Here is a 15117-nt window from a genome sequence, read left to right on the forward strand (position 1 = left end):
CTACCTCGGGTGGGTTGCGGGGAGACGGTAAGGACGCGCTCCCGCGCCCGGCTAGGGCCGACTTACACGATCTCGCGCCGGAAGCCCTGGCAGCTCACACCATGCTCCCAGGTCAAGGGGAGGAGGCCCTCCCGGCGGCGGTCCGCACGCCCGGGAAGGGAGGTTCGCACGCCCCGAGCGGGAGTTCACGCGCTCCGTAGGGGGAGTTCACGCTCCGCGACGACGATGCCGTCCTCGTCGCTGTAGAGCCAGTCGCCGGGCCGGAACTCCACGCCGCCGAACGCCACCGGCACGTCCGTCTCGCCCGCGCCGTCCTTGGCGCTCTTGCGCGGATTCGAGCCGAGGGCCTTCGCGCCCAGGTCCAGCTCGCGCAGCGCCGCCACGTCCCGCACCGCGCCGTTGATCACGACCCCGGCCCAGCCGTTCGCCACCGCCGACGCGGCGATCATGTCCCCCATCAGCGCGGACGCCAGCGAGCCCGCGCCGTCCACGACCAGGACGCGGCCCTCCCCCGGCGTGTTGAGCAGCTTCTTCACCAGGCCGTTGTCGCGGTGGCAGCGCACCGTCGCGACCCGTCCGGCGAACGCCCTCCGCCCGCCGTACTGCCGGAACTGCGTCTCGCAGCTGCGCAGCTCGTCCCCGAAGTCGTCGATGAGGTCAGCGGTCGCGAAGTCCATGGCGGCAGCCTACTGGGCGGTAACAGGCTCCGGCGGCGAGAGCCCTCCGCGACCCGAGGGGCGGCTCAGGCCGACGGGGCGTCGGTCGGGCGGCCGATGAGGCGCGACAGCACGATCGCCGTCTTGGTCGCGGTGATGTTGTCCTCGCGGCGCAGCCGCTCGAGCGCCTGCTCCAGGTGCTGGATGTCGCGGGCCCGCACGTGCACGAGGGCGCTGGCGTCGCCGCTGATCGTGTACGCCGCGACGACCTCCGGATGGCCGCGGACGCTGGAGTAGATCTGCTCGGGGGACGTCGCCCCCGTGCAGAAGATCTCGATGAACGCCTCGGTCGTCCAGCCCAGCGCGGCGGGGTCGACCACGGCCGCGAAGCCGTTGATCACGCCATCCGCGCGGAGCCGGTCGACGCGCCGCTTCACCGCGGGCGCCGACAGCCCCACCCGGTCACCGATCTGCGCGTACGAGGCGCGCCCGTCCTCCAGCAACCGCGCAACGATTCGCCGGTCCAGCTCGTCAAGACGCAACAAATAACACCCCCCAAGTCGGTTTTCGTCATTGGTCGGCAGTCATTTTCGAACATACGCTGGGTAGGGACCGGCGGCCACCTGAACCGCCCGGCCTCCTCCCCCTCGGCACCGGGCCCGCGCCCGGTGTCCCTGCCATGCCCCGGCCCGAACCGGCCGGGCCGAGCCGCGAAGGAGCGTCGTGACGCCGACCGACCAGCTGCGAGCGATGTCCGAGGACCACAGCGCGCACAACTACCACCCCCTTCCCATCGTGGTCTCCGAGGCGGACGGCGTCTGGCTGACCGACGTCGAGGGGCGCCGCTACCTCGACATGCTCGCCGCCTACTCCGCCGTCAACTTCGGGCACCGCAACCCGCGGCTGACCGAGGCCGTGCGGCGGCAGCTGGACCGCGTCACGCTGGTGAGCCGCGCGTTCGACCACGACCAGTTCGGCCCGTTCGTCACCGAGCTCGCCGAGCTGTGCGGCAAGGACATGGTCCTGCCGATGAACAGCGGCGCCGAGGCCGTCGAGACCGCGCTGAAGACGGCCCGCAAGTGGGGCTACGAGGTCAAGGGCGTCCCGGCCGGGCAGGCGAACATCATCGCCTTCGAGGGCAACTTCCACGGCCGCACGACCACCATCATCAGCTTCTCGACCGACCCCGACGCCCACGACTCCTACGGCCCCTACACGCCGGGCTTCCGGACCGTCCCGTACGGGGACGTCGAGGCGCTCAAGGCCGCGATGGACGGCGACACGGTCGGCGTGCTGGTCGAGCCGATCCAGGGCGAGGCCGGCGTGAACGTCCCGCCGAGCGGGTTCCTGCGCGCGGTGCGCGAGCTGTGCACCGCCAACGGAACGCTGATGATCGCCGACGAGATCCAGTCGGGCCTCGGCCGCACCGGCGCCACGTTCGCGGTCGAGCACGAGGACGTCGTGCCCGACGTCTACATCCTCGGCAAGGCCCTCGGCGGCGGCATCATGCCGGTCTCCGCGGTCGTCGCCGACCGGGACGTCCTCGGCGTGTTCAAGCCGGGCCAGCACGGCTCGACCTTCGGCGGGAACCCGCTCGCCTGCGCCATCGGCCGCGAGGTCGTCGCGATCCTGAAGACCGGCGAGTACCAGGAGCGCTCGCGGACGCTCGGCGCGCACATGCACGACCGGCTCGGGCGGCTGCCCGGCGACCTCGTCCGCGAGGTGCGGGGCCGCGGCCTGTGGGCGGGCGTGGAGCTGCACGGCAGGGCCCGTCCCGTCAGCGAGCGGCTGATGGAGCTCGGCGTCCTGGCCAAGGAGACCCACGAGACCACGCTCCGCCTCGCCCCGCCGCTGGTCATCGAGCGCGACGAGCTCGACTGGGCGCTCGACCAGCTCGAGATCGCCCTCAAGGGCTGACGGCGCGGCCGGCGAGCACCGGCCACCGGCCTGGAACGCCGCCGGTCAACGGCGCCCGGCGGCGTTCCTGTTCCACCCCCCTCCTGGACCAGGCCCGCCGGCCCGCACGCCGGGTGGGGCGTTTCGGTCACCGCGACCACCGGGATCCCCCAAGGCTCGGCCAGCCCCCGCACGGCGCGGCCGCCCTCGCGGCGTTCCGCCGCGAGGGTGTGGGGATGCTGCGCAACACGAGTCGGCGCCGGGTGGTCATGGGGTGCGCGGGGCTGGCGGTGGGCCTCGTGCTGATGCTCGCGGGCGGCCTGTACTTCCTGCAACGCTTCTACAACGGGGAGATCCGGCGGGTGTCCGGCGCGCTGCCCGGCTCCGGCGGGCGCCCCCCGGCGTCCGGACGCGGCGAGAACTGGCTGCTGATCGGCTCCGACCGGCGCCCCGACGTCCCCGCGATGGGCGCCCGCGCCGACACGATCATGCTGGTCCACCTGTCCGGGCGCGGCGACCGGGTCTCGGTGATCGCGATCCCCCGGGACTCCTGGGTCCCGGTCCCGGGGCACGGCACCACCAAGATCAACGCCGCGTTCGCCTACGGCGGGCCGCCGCTGCTGATCCGGGCGGTGGAGCAGCTCACGCGCGTGCGCGTCGACCACTACGCCGCGCTGGACTTCGGCGGGTTCGTGAAGATGACCGACGCACTCGGCGGCGTGGACGTGACCGTCGTCAAGACGACCCACGACCCCAAGTACAACCGGACCTGGCACGCGGGGCGGCACCACCTGAACGGCGCCGACGCGCTCGACTTCGTCCGCCAGCGCTGGAACCTGCCGGCCGGCGACCTCGACCGCGTCAAGCGCCAGCAGGCGTTCCTGCACGCGCTGTCCGCCAAGGCGCTGGACACCCGCAACCCGATCAGGATGGACCGGTTCGTGCGGGCCGCGACCCGCTCGGTCAGCGTGGACGACTCGGTCACCTCCGGCACGCTGCGCGGGCTGGCGCAGCGGCTGCTGCGGACCTCGCTGACGGAGTACCTGACGGCCCCGGTCGCGGAGTTGGCGGAACGGGACCGGCAGAGTGTCGTACTGCTGGACGACGATGGCGTCGCCAAGCTGTTCACCGCCGTCCGGGAGGACCGGGTCGGCGACTACGTCTCCCGCAACGGCGCCGCCAACACCGTGGACACCGTGCGCTGACCTGCTCGGACAAACCGGATAAGCAGAGACGATGGCGAAAGCGGTCTGAGTGGATTAGTCTACGTGGACTAATCGAGTTCGACTATAAGGCTCCGGTATGTCCCGACCCCTCACGCCGCTCGCGCTGACCGTGCTGCGCATGCTGTGCGACGGGCCCATGCACCCGTACGAGATGCAGCAGCGCATCCGCGACCACGCCTACGACCAGGCCGTGAAGATCACGCACGGCTCGCTCTACCACTCGGTGGAGCGGCTCGCCGCGGGCGGGCTGATCGAGCCGCTGGAGACCAGCCGGGAGGGCCGCCGCCCCGAGCGCACCGTCTACGCGGAGACCAGCGCGGGCCGCGACGCCGCGCAGTTCCGCCTGGCCGAGCTGCTCGCCCGCCCGGCCGAGGAGTTCCCGCTCTTCGGCACCGCGCTGGCGTTCATCAACCTGCTGCCCGAGGATGAGGTCGCCCGGCTCCTGGGCAAGCGGACCGTGCTCCTGGAGGCGGCGCTCGCGGGCCACCAGGCCGCGAACGACTCCCTCCGCAAGCGGGGCATCGAACGCTACAAGCTGATCGACCAGGAGTGGCAGATCGCGCGCGTGCGCGCCGAACTCGACTACGTACGGTCGCTCGTCGACGACCTGGCGTCCGGCCGCCTCACCTTCGACGACACCGAGCCGCGGGCCGTGTGCCACCCGCGGCCCCGACCACGACGCACCGACGACTAGGGGGCCCGATGAAGCGATGGAGCGGCAATCCGTGGGCGATCCTGCTGACGCTCTCCCTCGGATTCTTCATGACACTGCTCGACCTGACGATCGTGAACATCGCGATCCCGAGCATGATCGACAAGCTTGACGCCTCGCTGGACCAGGTGCTGTGGGTCGTCAACGCCTACATCCTGGTGCTGGCGGTGCTGCTCATCACCGCCGGCCGCCTCGGCGACCTGTGGGGCAAGAAGAACCTGTTCATCGCCGGTGTGGCGCTGTTCACCCTGTCCAGCCTGGCGTGCGGGATCTCCCAGGATCCGGCGCAGCTGATCGCGGCGCGCGCCGTGCAGGGGCTCGGCGCCGCGCTGCTGATGCCGCAGACCATGTCCATCATCATCAGCGTCTTCCCGCCCGAGCGGCGCGGCGCCGCGCTCGGCGTCTGGGGCGCGGTCGCGGGCGTGTCCACCATCGCCGGGCCGACGGTCGGCGGGCTCCTGGTCACCAGCCTCGACTGGCGATGGATCTTCTTCGTGAACCTGCCGATCGGCGTCCTCGTGCTGGCCATGGCCGTGCCGATCCTGCCCGGCCACACCCGCACCGTCCGGCACAGGTTCGACGTCGCGGGCGTGCTGCTGGCGTCCGCCGCCCTGTTCTGCGTCACGTTCGCGCTGACCGAGGGCCAGAAGTACGAGTGGAACGAGGGCATCTGGGGCTTGATCGCCGCCGGGCTCGCGCTCTTCGTGATCTTCGTGCTGCACCAGCGGGGCCGCCAGGACCGCGAGCCGCTCGTGCCGTTCTCGCTGTTCAGGGACCGCAACTTCACGATCCTGAACCTCGTCGGCGCGGCCGTCTCGGTCGGCATGATCGGCATGTTCCTGCCGATGACGATCTACCTGCAGTCGGTGCTCGGCTTCAGCGCCCTCAAGGCGGGACTCGTCATGGCGCCGTCCTCGCTGGTGTCGATGCTCCTCGCCCCGGTCGCGGGCCGGATGTCCGACCGCATCGGCGGCAAGTTCATCCTGATGACCGGCCTCACCCTCTACGGCGTCGGCATGGCGTGGATCCTGGTCGTCGCCCAGGTCGGCACGCACTGGACGGCGTTCATCGCCCCGCTCGTGGTGTCGGGCCTCGGCATCGGGGGCGTGTTCGCGCCGATGGCCACCGAGGCGACCCGGAACGTCCCGCCGCGCCTCGCCGGCGCCGCGTCCGGCGTCAACAACATGATCCGGCAGGTGGGGTCGGTGCTCGGCAGCGCCGCGGTCGGCGCCGTCTTGCAGAACCAGCTCGCCTCCTCGCTGCGGGACGAGGCGGCCTCCCGGTCGGCGGCGCTCCCGCCGGACGTGCGCGGCGGCTTCGTCAAGGGCTTCGCGAACGCCGCCAAGGGCGGCCTGGAGGTCGGCGCGGGTCAGAGCGGGACCAGGCAGCAGCTGCCGCCCGGCGTCCCGCCGAGCGTCGCCCACCGCGTCCAGGAGATCGCCGGGCAGGTGTTCTCGCACGGCTTCGTCCACGCGATGAAACCGACGATGTGGCTGCCGATCGGCGTCATCCTGCTCAGCGCCGCCGCCTGCCTCACCCTCAAGGGCCACCAGGCGGGCACGTCCCTGCAGAAGGATCCCGAACCCGCCCCCATGGCGAGCTGAGAACGGGGGGCCGCCCCGGCGGGCGGTCCCCGGCTCTACCCGCGAACGCGGCCCGCCCTGCCGAGCAGCCAGTCGCCCGGCGGGCGGGCCGGCGGCACCAGCATGATCCCGATCACGGCGGCGACCATGCCGCCGATGATGAACACGGACCCGGCCAGGGTCCCCGGGACGATGAGATCGCCCTCCGGGCGGCGCAACGACAGGACGAACACCACGACGCCCCAGGCCAGCGCGGGGACCGTCGCGCCGAGCCGCCCGCCCATGCCCTTGCCCGAAAGCCACGCCATCGCGAAGACCAGCCCGACCAGGACGAGCGCCGCGAGCGGGACGGGGCCGATGGTCCAGTCCTGCACGAAGGAGCCGACCACGCCGAACACGCCGCCGAGGATGCCGAGCGCGGCGTAGGCGGCGCCGGACACCAGCGCCTCGCCGGGGCCCTCGCCGCCGTCCGGTTCCAGGGCGGTCGCACCCGCGGCCGGGTCGGCGCCGGCGGCGTCCGGGAGATCGGGGGCACCGGTCCCGGCGGCGCCGGCCGGGGCCTCGGCGTCCCGCGCGCCCTCGTCCGCCCGGGGGGCGTCCTTGGCGAGCCGCACCCGGGCCTCGTCGTCCTTTTCCACGGAGGTCAGGGTACCGGGGCCGGTCAGTCCCCCGTGCTCGTCAGGCCGGCGAACAGGTCCCGCTCGCGGCGGCCGGGGCCGACCGGGCCGAGCTCGCCCGCCTGGAGGATGAAGTACTCGGTGCCGAACGCCTGCTGCCCGAGGTTGTTCGAGAGCGCGAAGAAGGGCCCGACCTGCTCGGGCGCCACCGTGATCTGGGTGTGGTGGGCGCGCAGCGCGGCCAGCTTGGCGGGCAGGTGGGCGCGGGCGTCCACCACCGTGGTGACCTCCCCGTCCGGGACGCCGGAGCCGAGCTCCTCCAGCCCGGCGACGCGGGCGAACGGCAGCCTGGCCTCGCGCATCACCGCGATCGCGCGGGCGAGGACCGTCCGCGGGGTGGCGTAGGCGTAGACCTTGGCGGCCCGCCAGGGCTCGGCGCCGTCCTCGTGGGACGGGTCGGCGGCCAGCTCGAACGCCCGCCACGTGACGCGGTGCGCCTGGATGTGGTCGGGATGGCCGTAGTTGCCGCGCTCGTCATAGGTGACGATCACCTGCGGGCGGACCTCCCGGATGACGGTCACGAGGTCCAGCGCGGCGGTCGTGACGTCCCCCTGCCAGAAGCAGCGCGGGTCGTCGTTCGTGGGGGCGCCCATCATGCCGGAGTCGCGCCAGCGACCGGGACCGCCGAGGAAGCGGTGGTCGCGGACGCCGAGCGCCTGGCAGGCCGCGGCGAGCTCGCCGATCCGGTACTCGCCGAGGGCGTCCTCCTTGTCGGACGCCAGGTGGCGCAGCTCCTCGGGGATGACCTCGCCCTCCTCGCCCAGGGTGCAGGTGACGAGGCAGACGTGGGCGCCCTCGGCGGCGTATTTGGCCATGCTCGCCCCGGTTCCGATGGACTCGTCGTCCGGATGGGCGTGGACGAACAGGATCCGCGGCTCCTTCATAGTCCCCGAGCCTACTCAGGGCCCGGCACGGCGGCGATGACCGCCCTGCCCCGCACATCCCGGAAGGGTCGCCGCGGGCCCGGGTCAGCCGCTTCCGCCGCCCCCGCCACCGCCGCCGGAGCCCGCTCCGGTGCCGCCGCCGTCACCGCCGCCTCCGCCGGTACCGCCGCCACCGGTGCCGGTGCTGGGCGCGGTGGGCGTGCTCGGCGGCGCCTCGGTGGTCGGCGTGTCGGTCGTCGGGGGACGGCTGGTCGGCGGCTCCTGCGTCGGCGAGGACGTCCGCGGCGTCGGCGTGTTCTGGCGCGTCCGGGTGCGGGTCGGCGTCGGTTCGTCGGGCTCCTCGGACGTCGGCGACTCCGAGGCCGACCCGGAGTCGCTGACGACCGGGGTGGTCGGGTTGGTACTCGGATCGCCGTTGCCCCGGGTGGCCATGAACAGCCCGACGACCAGGGCGAGCACGGCGATCGCCGCGACGGCGCCGAAGATCGGCCACTTGGACTTGCGCTCGGGCTCCCAGTCGTTGTAGCCGCCCCGCCGGGCCGTGCCGGTCGGCGGGCCCGCCGGCGGGAGGGTGCCGGTGTAGTCGCGGGGCGCGACGCCGGGGGCCCCGCCGCCGGGGTGGGTGGCGCCCGCCATCATCCCCGCGCCCGCGAGGCCGCCCGCGGCGAGCGTCGACCCCTCGGCCAGCATCGAGGTGGCCTGGGCCGGGTCGTCCATGCGGGTCTGCCCGGCGCCGGGGATGACGCCGGGGCCGCCGCCCGGGCCGCTGCCGATCAGCGCCATCATGATCTGCTGCGCCGTCGGCCGCCGCTCCGGCTCCTTGGCCAGGCAGGCGGCGATCAGCCGGTGCAGGTCGGCGGGCACGCCCTCCAGCGACGGCGGCTCGTGCATCACGCGGTTGATCACGGCGACGACGGTGTCGTCGCCGAACGGCGGGTGCCCGGTCGCGGCGAACACCATCGTGGTGGCCCAGGCCCAGACGTCGACGGCCTCGGTGAGCGTCGCGCCCGCCACCTGCTCGGGCGCCATGTAGGACGGGGTGCCGATCGCCTTGGTCGCGTTGGTCTGGCCGGTGTCGAGGGCCCGCGCGATGCCGAAGTCGATGACGCGGGGCCCGTCCGGAGCCATGATCACGTTGTGCGGCTTGAAGTCGCGGTGCACGATCCCGGCCTGGTGGATCGCCACCAGCGCGGTCGCGGTGCCGATCGCGAGCCGGTCGAGCGGCGCCCCGCTGATCGGGCCGGTCTCGGTGACCTGCTTGTACAGCGACGGCCCCGGGACGTACTCGCTGGCGATGTAGGGCTGGTCGCCCGCGACGTCGGCCTCCAGGACCTGCGCGGTGCAGAACCGGGCGACCTGCTTGGCCGCCTGCGCCTCCCGGACGAACCGGTTGCGGGCCATGGTGTCCCCGGCCAGGTCGGCGCGCAGGAGCTTGATCGCAGCGCGGTTCCCGGAGGCGTCGACGCCGCCGTAGACGACGCCCTGGCCTCCCTCGCCGAGCCTGTCGACGATCTCGTAGGAACCGAGCCGCCGGGGGTCTCCCGGCTGCAGCTCAGTCATTGACCACTCCTCAGCCCGCGACGATGAAAGTGCTTGGGGAAGCTTTGAGCTTACGCGAGCGCGGACACGGGCACGGGACATTCCCCGGCCGCTACGCGACGACCCGTGATCATAGAGGGCAGGAGGCCGCCGTGCGCCGTACTCGCCGACCGTCCTGGCAGACTCGGTTGCCATGAGCATCAGCTATCCGCGGCAGAGCGCCCGCACGCGACGGTTCGGCCTCGGCGTCCCGCGCGCCTTCCAGATCGCGCCGGACGGGTCGCGCGTCGCCTTCCTGCGCACCCGGGCGGGCGACGACCCGGTGACCTGCCTGTGGACGCTGGACACCGCCACCGGCGAGGAGGAGTGCGTCGCCGACCCCGCCGCGCTGGACGTCCCGGGCGAGGAGGACCTGCCCGCCGAGGAGCGGGCCCGGCGCGAGCGCGCCCGCGAGCAGGCGGGCGGCATCGTCGGGTACGCGACCGACCGCGCCATGGAGCAGGCCGTCTTCACGCTGGGCGGGCGCCTCTACGCCGTCGACCTCGGCACCGCGCTGGTCCGGGAGCTGCCCGCCCGGGCGCCCGTCTTCGACCCGCGCGTGGACGGGGCGGGCCGCCGCGTGGCCTACGTGTCGGGCCGGACGCTGCGCGTGGTCGGCCTGGACGGCGGAGACGGCGAGGAGGACCGGGCGCTCGTCGAGCCCGAGTCCGACCAGGTCTCCTACGGCCTCGCCGAGTTCGTCGCGGCGGAGGAGATGGGCCGGATGCGCGGCCACTGGTGGTCACCCGACGGCGGGACCCTGCTGGTCGCGCGCGTGGACGAGACGCCCGTGCAGCGCTGGCACATCGCCGACCCGGCCAACCCGGACCGGGAGCCGTCCGAGATCGCCTACCCGGCGGCGGGCACCCCGAACGCCCTGGTGTCCCTGGTGCTGCTGAAGGTCGACGGCGGGCGGCTCGCGGTCGCCTGGGACCGCGGCATGTTCCCCTACCTCGTGACCGCCGTCTGGGACCGGCACGGCCTGCTGATCGTCGTGCAGCCGCGCGACCAGCGCTCCCAGCGGGTGCTGAAGGTCGATCCGACCAGCGGCGAGACGTCCCTGCTGCACACCGAGCACGACCCGGTCTGGACGGAGATCATCCCCGGCCTGCCCGCGCGGACGCACGGCGGCGCCCTCGTCTGGGCCACCGAGGACCCCGGGACCGACACCCGCCGCCTCACCGTCGCGGGAGAGCCCGTCACGCCCGGCGGCCTGCAACTGCGCTCCGTCCTCGGCGTGGACGGCGAGTCGGTCCTGTTCACCGCCTCGGAGGAGCCGACCGAGGTGCACCTCTACTCCTACGAGGGCGGCGAGGTGACCCGGCTGACCGAGGGGCAGGGCGTCTTCTCGGGCACCCGCTCGGGCGGCGTCACCGTGGTCGCGGGCGCGCGGCTCGACCGCCCCGGCTCGGAGGCCGAGGTGCGCACGCCGTCCGCCGTGCACCCCGTCGTCTCGTTCGCCGAGACCCCCGTGATCACGCCGCGGGTGGAGCTGCTGCGCTCCGGCGACCGCGACCTGCGCACCGCCGTGCTGCTGCCGACCGGCTGGGAGCCGGGCCACGGCCGGCTGCCCGTCCTGGTGGACCCCTACGGCGGGCCGCACGCCCAGCGCGTCCTCGCCGTCCAGCGCATGTACTGCGAGGCGCAGTGGCTCGCCGACCAGGGCTTCGCCGTCGTGATCGCGGACGGGCGCGGCACCCCCGGACGCGGCCCCGCCTGGGAGCGCGCCGTGCGCGGCGACTTCGTCGAGCCCGTCATGGAGGACCAGATCAGCGCGCTGATCGAGGCCGCCCGCAAGCACCCCGCCGCGCTCGACCTCGACCGCGTCGGCATCCGCGGCTGGTCGTTCGGCGGCTGGCTCGCGGCCCTCGCCGTCCTGTGCCGCCCGGACGTCTTCCACGCCGGCGTCGCGGGCGCCCCGGTCACCGACTGGCGCCTGTACGACACCCACTACACCGAGCGGTACCTGGGCCACCCCGACGAGGAGCCGGAGAACTACGCCGCCAACTCCCTCCTCGACCGGGCCCCCGACCTGAAGCGCCCGCTCATGATCATCCACGGCCTCGCGGACGACAACGTGGTGGCCGCCCACACCCTGCGCCTGTCGTCGGCCCTACTCGCCGCCGGCCGCCCGCACACCGTCCTCCCCCTGTCGGGCGTCACCCACATGACCCCGCAAGAGGTGGTCGCCGAGAACCTCCTCCACATCCAGGTCTCCTTCCTCAAGGAAGCCCTGGCGGACTAGCTCCTCCAGGAGGCCCAGAGGGCCGCGTAGGAGCCCTGGGCGGCCAGGAGGTCGGCGTGGGTGCCGAGTTCGGTGATGCGGCCGTCCTCCACCACCGCGACGCGGTCGGCGTCGTGGGCGGTGTGGAGGCGGTGCGCGATGGCGACGACGGTCCGGCCGTCCAGGACGGCGGCGAGCGAGCGTTCCAGGCGGCGGGCGGCGCGCGGGTCGAGCAGCGACGTCGCCTCGTCCAGGACGAGCGTGTGCGGGTCGGCGAGGACGAGCCGGGCCAGCGCGAGCTGCTGGGCCTGGGCGGGCGACAGGGTCTCGCCGCCCGAGCCGACGAGCGTGTCGAGGCCGGGGCCGTCCCAGTCGACAGCGGCGAGGACCTCGGCGATGTCGTCGTCGGTGGCGTCCCCGCGGGCCATCACGAGGTTCTCGCGGAGGGTGCCGCGGAACACGTGGTGCTCCTGGGTGACCAGCGCGACATGGCCGCGCAGGTCGTCCAGGGGCAGCGCGACCAGGGGGACGCCGCCGCCGGCGCCCACGGTGACCGCGCCCGCGCGCGGGCCGTCGACGCCGGCGAGCAGGCGGCCGAGCGTCGACTTGCCCGCGCCGCTCGGCCCGACCATCGCCAGGCGCTCGCCCGGCCTCAGGTCGAGGTCGACGCCGTGCAGGACGTCGTGGCCTGCACGGTAGGAGTAGTGGACGTCGCGGGCCGTGATCCGCTCGCCGTCGGGCCGCTCCCCGCCCGGCGTGCGGTCGGGCGGGACGCTGCCCACGCCGAGCAACCGTGCCAGGGACGCGCCGCCGAGTTGGAGCTCGTCCAGCCACTGCAGGAGCGTGTCCACCGGTTCGATGAGCTGCTGGGCGTACAGGGTCGCGGCGGTCACCTGCGCGAGCGTCGCCATGTCGTTGATGTAGAGCAGGCCGCCCACGAGCAGCGTCGACACGACGGGCAGGACGAAGCTCATCTCCATCACCGGGAACAGCACCGTGCGCAAGCCCAGCGTGTACCGCTCCACCTTGTAGGACGCCGCGATGTCGGCGTCGCCGCGCTCGTGGCGGCGCTCGGCGAGGCCGAGGGCCTCCACGGTCCGGGAGCCCTGGACGGTCTCGGTCAGCCCGTCGCCGATGCGCGCCCACGCCGCGTTCTCGCGCAGGTAGCCGCGGTGGGCGCGGGGCAGGTACCAGCGCATCACCGCCACCAGCAGGGGCACGGCGACCAGCGCGGGCAGCGCGACGAGCGGGCCGTTCAGCATCAGGGCGGCGACGGTGAGCCCGCCCACGACGGCGGCGACGAGCGTCTCCGGCATCGCGTAGCGGACGGAGGTGCTCAGCGTGTCCACGTCGCGGGACGCGCGGGTGACCAGGTCGCCGGTGCCCGCGCGCTCGACCGTGGACAGCGGCACCGCCAGGACCCGGTCGACGAACTCCTCCCGCAGCTCGGCCAGCACCCGCTCGCCCAGCTTCGCCGACGCCAGGTAGGCGTACCGGATCAGCACGCCCTGGACGATCACGAACCCGGCGATGGCCAGGCCGGTGGTGTCGATGTCGGCGCGCCCGTCGCGGACGTCCTCGACCAGCGCGCCGAGCAGCCGGGGCGTGACGAGCCCGGTGGCGGCGGCCAGCGCGTGCAGGCCCAGCACCACGGCGAGGTCGCGCGGATGCCGGAGCACGAGCCGCCGCGCGTAGGCCCGCACCTGCGCGGGGGTCGCGACCGGCAGGATCCGGCTGCTCACGTCTTCGCCCTCTCCGCCGCCTCGCCTCTGGTGACGGTCGCCGCGTAGCGCGACTCGGCGTCCAGAAGCTCCCGGTGTGTTCCCTCTGCGACGACCAGGCCCTCATGGACGAAGGCGACGTGGTCGGCGCGGTCCAGCATCAGCGGGCTCGTCGTGCACACCACGGTGGTGCGGCCCGCGCGCGCTTCGCCGAGCCTTTCGGCGATGCGCGCCTCGGTGTGCGCGTCCACCGCGCTTGTGGGTTCCACAAGGACGAGGACGTCGGGGTCGGCGGCGAGCGCCCGGGCAAGGCGGAGGCGCTGCTGCTGGCCGCCGGAGAACTCGCGCCCTGCCTCGGCCACGTGCGCGTCGAGGCCGACCGCGTCGACGACGTCCTCGGCGCAGGCCGCGCGGACCGCCGCCCAGAGCGCGGACTCTCCGGCCTCCGGCGCGAGAGCCTCCGCCAGCGGGCCGGAGAACAGCCGGTCCTCGTTGACCGCGACCAGGATCCGCCGCCGGACGTCGGCGACCGCGCGCAGCGGTACGCCGCCGAAGTCGACCTCGCCCTCGGCGTACCGGCCGAGGCGGTCGGCGATCGCCTGCGCGTCGCGGGGGTCGGCCGCCGCGACCGCGGTGACCCGGCCCGCCCGCACGACCAGCCCGGACGCGATGTCGACCAGCTCGGCGCCGGCGGGCGGCCGGGCCGTCCCGGCGGCGGGCAGCTCGGGGTCGAGCCGCAGCAGCGCGGTGACCCGGCCCGCCGCCACCAGCCCCTTGGTGATCTTGCTGGCGGCCTCGCCGAGGGTCTTCAGCGGGACGATCAGGAACACCGCGTACCCGTAGAAGGCGACCAGCTCGCCGACGCCGATCGCCCCCCGCACGGCGAACCGGGCGCCCACCCAGGTGACCAGCGCGACCAGCAGGCCGGGCAGCAGCACCTCCGCGCCGTTCATCCGGGTCTCGGCCCGCGCGACCGCCACCCCGGCCGCGCGCACCCGCTGCGACTCCGCGCGGTAGCGGCCGGAGAACAGCGCCTCGCCGCCGATGCCCCGCAGCACCCGCAGGCCCGCGACCAGGTCGGTGGCGTGCGTGGTCAGCTCGCCGACCAGCTCGCGGTGCGCCTGCTCCCGCTCGCGGTAGGGGCGCAGCAGCGGCGCCGCGGCCGCCATGATCAGCGGGACGCCGACCAGCACGATCAGGCCGAGCGGCGGCGACGTCGACAGCAGGACGCCCGCCACCACGACGATCGCGACCACGGCGCCCGACCCGCGCGCGACGATGTCGATCGTGTCGCCGATGTGCGCCACGTCGGACAGGCCGATGCTCACCACCTCGCCGGCGCTCAGCCGCTTCGGCAGCGTCGAGCCGAGACGGGTGGCCTGCCGGGTGACGAGCTGGACGGTGCGGTAGGCGGCGGAAAGCCAGTTGAACACGGCGAACCGGTGGCGGAGCACGCCCGTCCCGGCCTGGACGGCGCCCAGGCCGAGCAGGACGGCCGACCACGTCACGAGGGCGCGCTCGTCCCGCGCCGCGACGCCGTCGCCGATGGCGCGGCCGAGCGCGGCGGGCATCAGGGCCTGGCTGAGCATCCACGCCACGCCGAAGAGGGCGCCCGCGGTCACGCTGCGCCACTGGACGCGCAGCAGCCCGAGCAGGTAGCGCGCCGGGGCTCCGCGCTCCGCGCGGGAGGCGGTCCAGGGGTCGAGCGGGTCCGCTCTCCCTCGGGTGACGTGGCCGGGGCCGCCAGGAACCTTCTCTGGCAACGGCTTCACGCGACGAGGCTACGCAGAGCGGTCCTCGGCGCACGACTGGTTTTTCAGCAGGTAGTTCAGCAGGTGACCAGGTTTCGGACGGTCCGGAAACGCCCGCCAAGCCATGCTCGGGGGATGCGCCCGGCCGCGGTGGCACGCTAAAGTCGTCACCGTACGGAGCGATGCTTCCTCCGCTCCATGAGCCGGGA

At 74.0% G+C, this 15117-nt stretch carries 12 protein-coding genes; 5 read left to right on the top strand and 7 right to left on the bottom strand.

Annotated elements, in window-relative coordinates; genetic code table 11:
- Positions 1 to 185: 185 nt before the first annotated feature.
- Positions 186 to 677, bottom strand: a complete 492-nt coding sequence (gene rraA, locus FKD65_RS15165; RefSeq protein ID WP_141578113.1) for a ribonuclease E activity regulator RraA — start codon at positions 675 to 677, stop codon at positions 186 to 188.
- A 65-nt stretch (positions 678 to 742) separates the two neighbouring features.
- On the bottom strand, positions 743 to 1198 hold the full coding sequence (locus FKD65_RS15170) for an Lrp/AsnC family transcriptional regulator (RefSeq protein WP_141578114.1): 456 nt from the start codon (positions 1196 to 1198) through the stop codon (positions 743 to 745).
- A gap of 208 nt (positions 1199 to 1406) precedes the next feature.
- On the opposite strand from FKD65_RS15170, the gene rocD reads away from it, so the two are divergent.
- The 4 genes from rocD to FKD65_RS15190 all read left to right on the top strand — a co-directional run bounded on the left by rocD (position 1407) and on the right by FKD65_RS15190 (position 6094).
- Complete coding sequence (rocD, locus tag FKD65_RS15175) at positions 1407 to 2573, top strand: ornithine--oxo-acid transaminase (protein WP_168221423.1); 1167 nt, start codon at positions 1407 to 1409, stop codon at positions 2571 to 2573.
- A gap of 215 nt (positions 2574 to 2788) precedes the next feature.
- Positions 2789 to 3757, top strand: coding sequence for an LCP family protein (locus FKD65_RS15180; protein ID WP_141578116.1), 969 nt, complete (start codon positions 2789 to 2791; stop codon positions 3755 to 3757).
- Positions 3758 to 3854: 97 nt separating this feature from the next.
- Complete coding sequence (locus FKD65_RS15185) at positions 3855 to 4472, top strand: PadR family transcriptional regulator (RefSeq protein WP_141578117.1); 618 nt, start codon at positions 3855 to 3857, stop codon at positions 4470 to 4472.
- Positions 4473 to 4480: 8 nt separating this feature from the next.
- On the top strand, positions 4481 to 6094 hold the full coding sequence (locus FKD65_RS15190; RefSeq protein WP_141578118.1) for a DHA2 family efflux MFS transporter permease subunit: 1614 nt from the start codon (positions 4481 to 4483) through the stop codon (positions 6092 to 6094).
- 35 nt (positions 6095 to 6129) lie between these two features.
- Here FKD65_RS15190 and FKD65_RS15195 read toward each other — a convergent pair whose 3' ends face one another.
- The 3 genes from FKD65_RS15195 to FKD65_RS15205 all read right to left on the bottom strand — a co-directional run bounded on the left by FKD65_RS15195 (position 6130) and on the right by FKD65_RS15205 (position 9194).
- Positions 6130 to 6711: a DUF6113 family protein gene (locus FKD65_RS15195; protein WP_141578119.1), complete on the bottom strand. Its 582-nt coding sequence runs from the start codon at positions 6709 to 6711 to the stop codon at positions 6130 to 6132.
- Between the two features lie 23 nt (positions 6712 to 6734).
- Positions 6735 to 7634, bottom strand: coding sequence for an N-acetyl-1-D-myo-inositol-2-amino-2-deoxy-alpha-D-glucopyranoside deacetylase (gene mshB, locus FKD65_RS15200; protein ID WP_141578120.1), 900 nt, complete (start codon positions 7632 to 7634; stop codon positions 6735 to 6737).
- Between the two features lie 84 nt (positions 7635 to 7718).
- A complete protein-coding gene (locus FKD65_RS15205) occupies positions 7719 to 9194 on the bottom strand; it encodes a serine/threonine-protein kinase (protein ID WP_141578121.1) in 1476 nt (491 codons plus the stop codon).
- Positions 9195 to 9366: 172 nt separating this feature from the next.
- Between FKD65_RS15205 and FKD65_RS15210 the strand changes: the two genes are divergently transcribed.
- Positions 9367 to 11457, top strand: coding sequence for a S9 family peptidase (locus tag FKD65_RS15210; protein WP_141578122.1), 2091 nt, complete (start codon positions 9367 to 9369; stop codon positions 11455 to 11457).
- On the opposite strand, the gene FKD65_RS15215 is transcribed toward FKD65_RS15210, so the two are convergent.
- Both FKD65_RS15215 and FKD65_RS15220 read right to left on the bottom strand, forming a co-directional pair.
- On the bottom strand, positions 11454 to 13178 hold the full coding sequence (locus FKD65_RS15215; protein ID WP_141578123.1) for an ABC transporter ATP-binding protein: 1725 nt from the start codon (positions 13176 to 13178) through the stop codon (positions 11454 to 11456). The genes FKD65_RS15210 and FKD65_RS15215 overlap by 4 nt on opposite strands.
- On the bottom strand, positions 13175 to 14929 hold the full coding sequence (locus FKD65_RS15220) for an ABC transporter transmembrane domain-containing protein (RefSeq protein ID WP_368367254.1): 1755 nt from the start codon (positions 14927 to 14929) through the stop codon (positions 13175 to 13177). Before FKD65_RS15220 ends, FKD65_RS15215 begins: the two co-directional genes overlap by 4 nt.
- Between the last annotated feature and the right edge of the window lie 188 nt (positions 14930 to 15117).

It is taken from the genome of Actinomadura sp. WMMA1423 (assembly GCF_006547145.1).
Lineage (GTDB): Bacteria > Actinomycetota > Actinomycetes > Streptosporangiales > Streptosporangiaceae > Spirillospora.

Bases quoted from the DNA above. Each gene is read 5' to 3' on its own strand.
- mshB (WP_141578120.1), bottom strand. From the start codon at position 7,634: ATGAAGGAGCCGCGGATCCTGTTCGTCCACGCCCATCCGGACGACGAG.
- FKD65_RS15180 (WP_141578116.1), top strand. From the start codon at position 2,789: ATGCTGCGCAACACGAGTCGGCGCCGGGTGGTCATGGGGTGCGCGGGG.
- FKD65_RS15185 (WP_141578117.1), top strand. From the start codon at position 3,855: ATGTCCCGACCCCTCACGCCGCTCGCGCTGACCGTGCTGCGCATGCTG.
- rocD (WP_168221423.1), top strand. From the start codon at position 1,407: ATGTCCGAGGACCACAGCGCGCACAACTACCACCCCCTTCCCATCGTG.
- FKD65_RS15190 (WP_141578118.1), top strand. From the start codon at position 4,481: ATGAAGCGATGGAGCGGCAATCCGTGGGCGATCCTGCTGACGCTCTCC.
- rraA (WP_141578113.1), bottom strand. From the start codon at position 677: ATGGACTTCGCGACCGCTGACCTCATCGACGACTTCGGGGACGAGCTG.
- FKD65_RS15210 (WP_141578122.1), top strand. From the start codon at position 9,367: ATGAGCATCAGCTATCCGCGGCAGAGCGCCCGCACGCGACGGTTCGGC.
- FKD65_RS15205 (WP_141578121.1), bottom strand. From the start codon at position 9,194: ATGACTGAGCTGCAGCCGGGAGACCCCCGGCGGCTCGGTTCCTACGAG.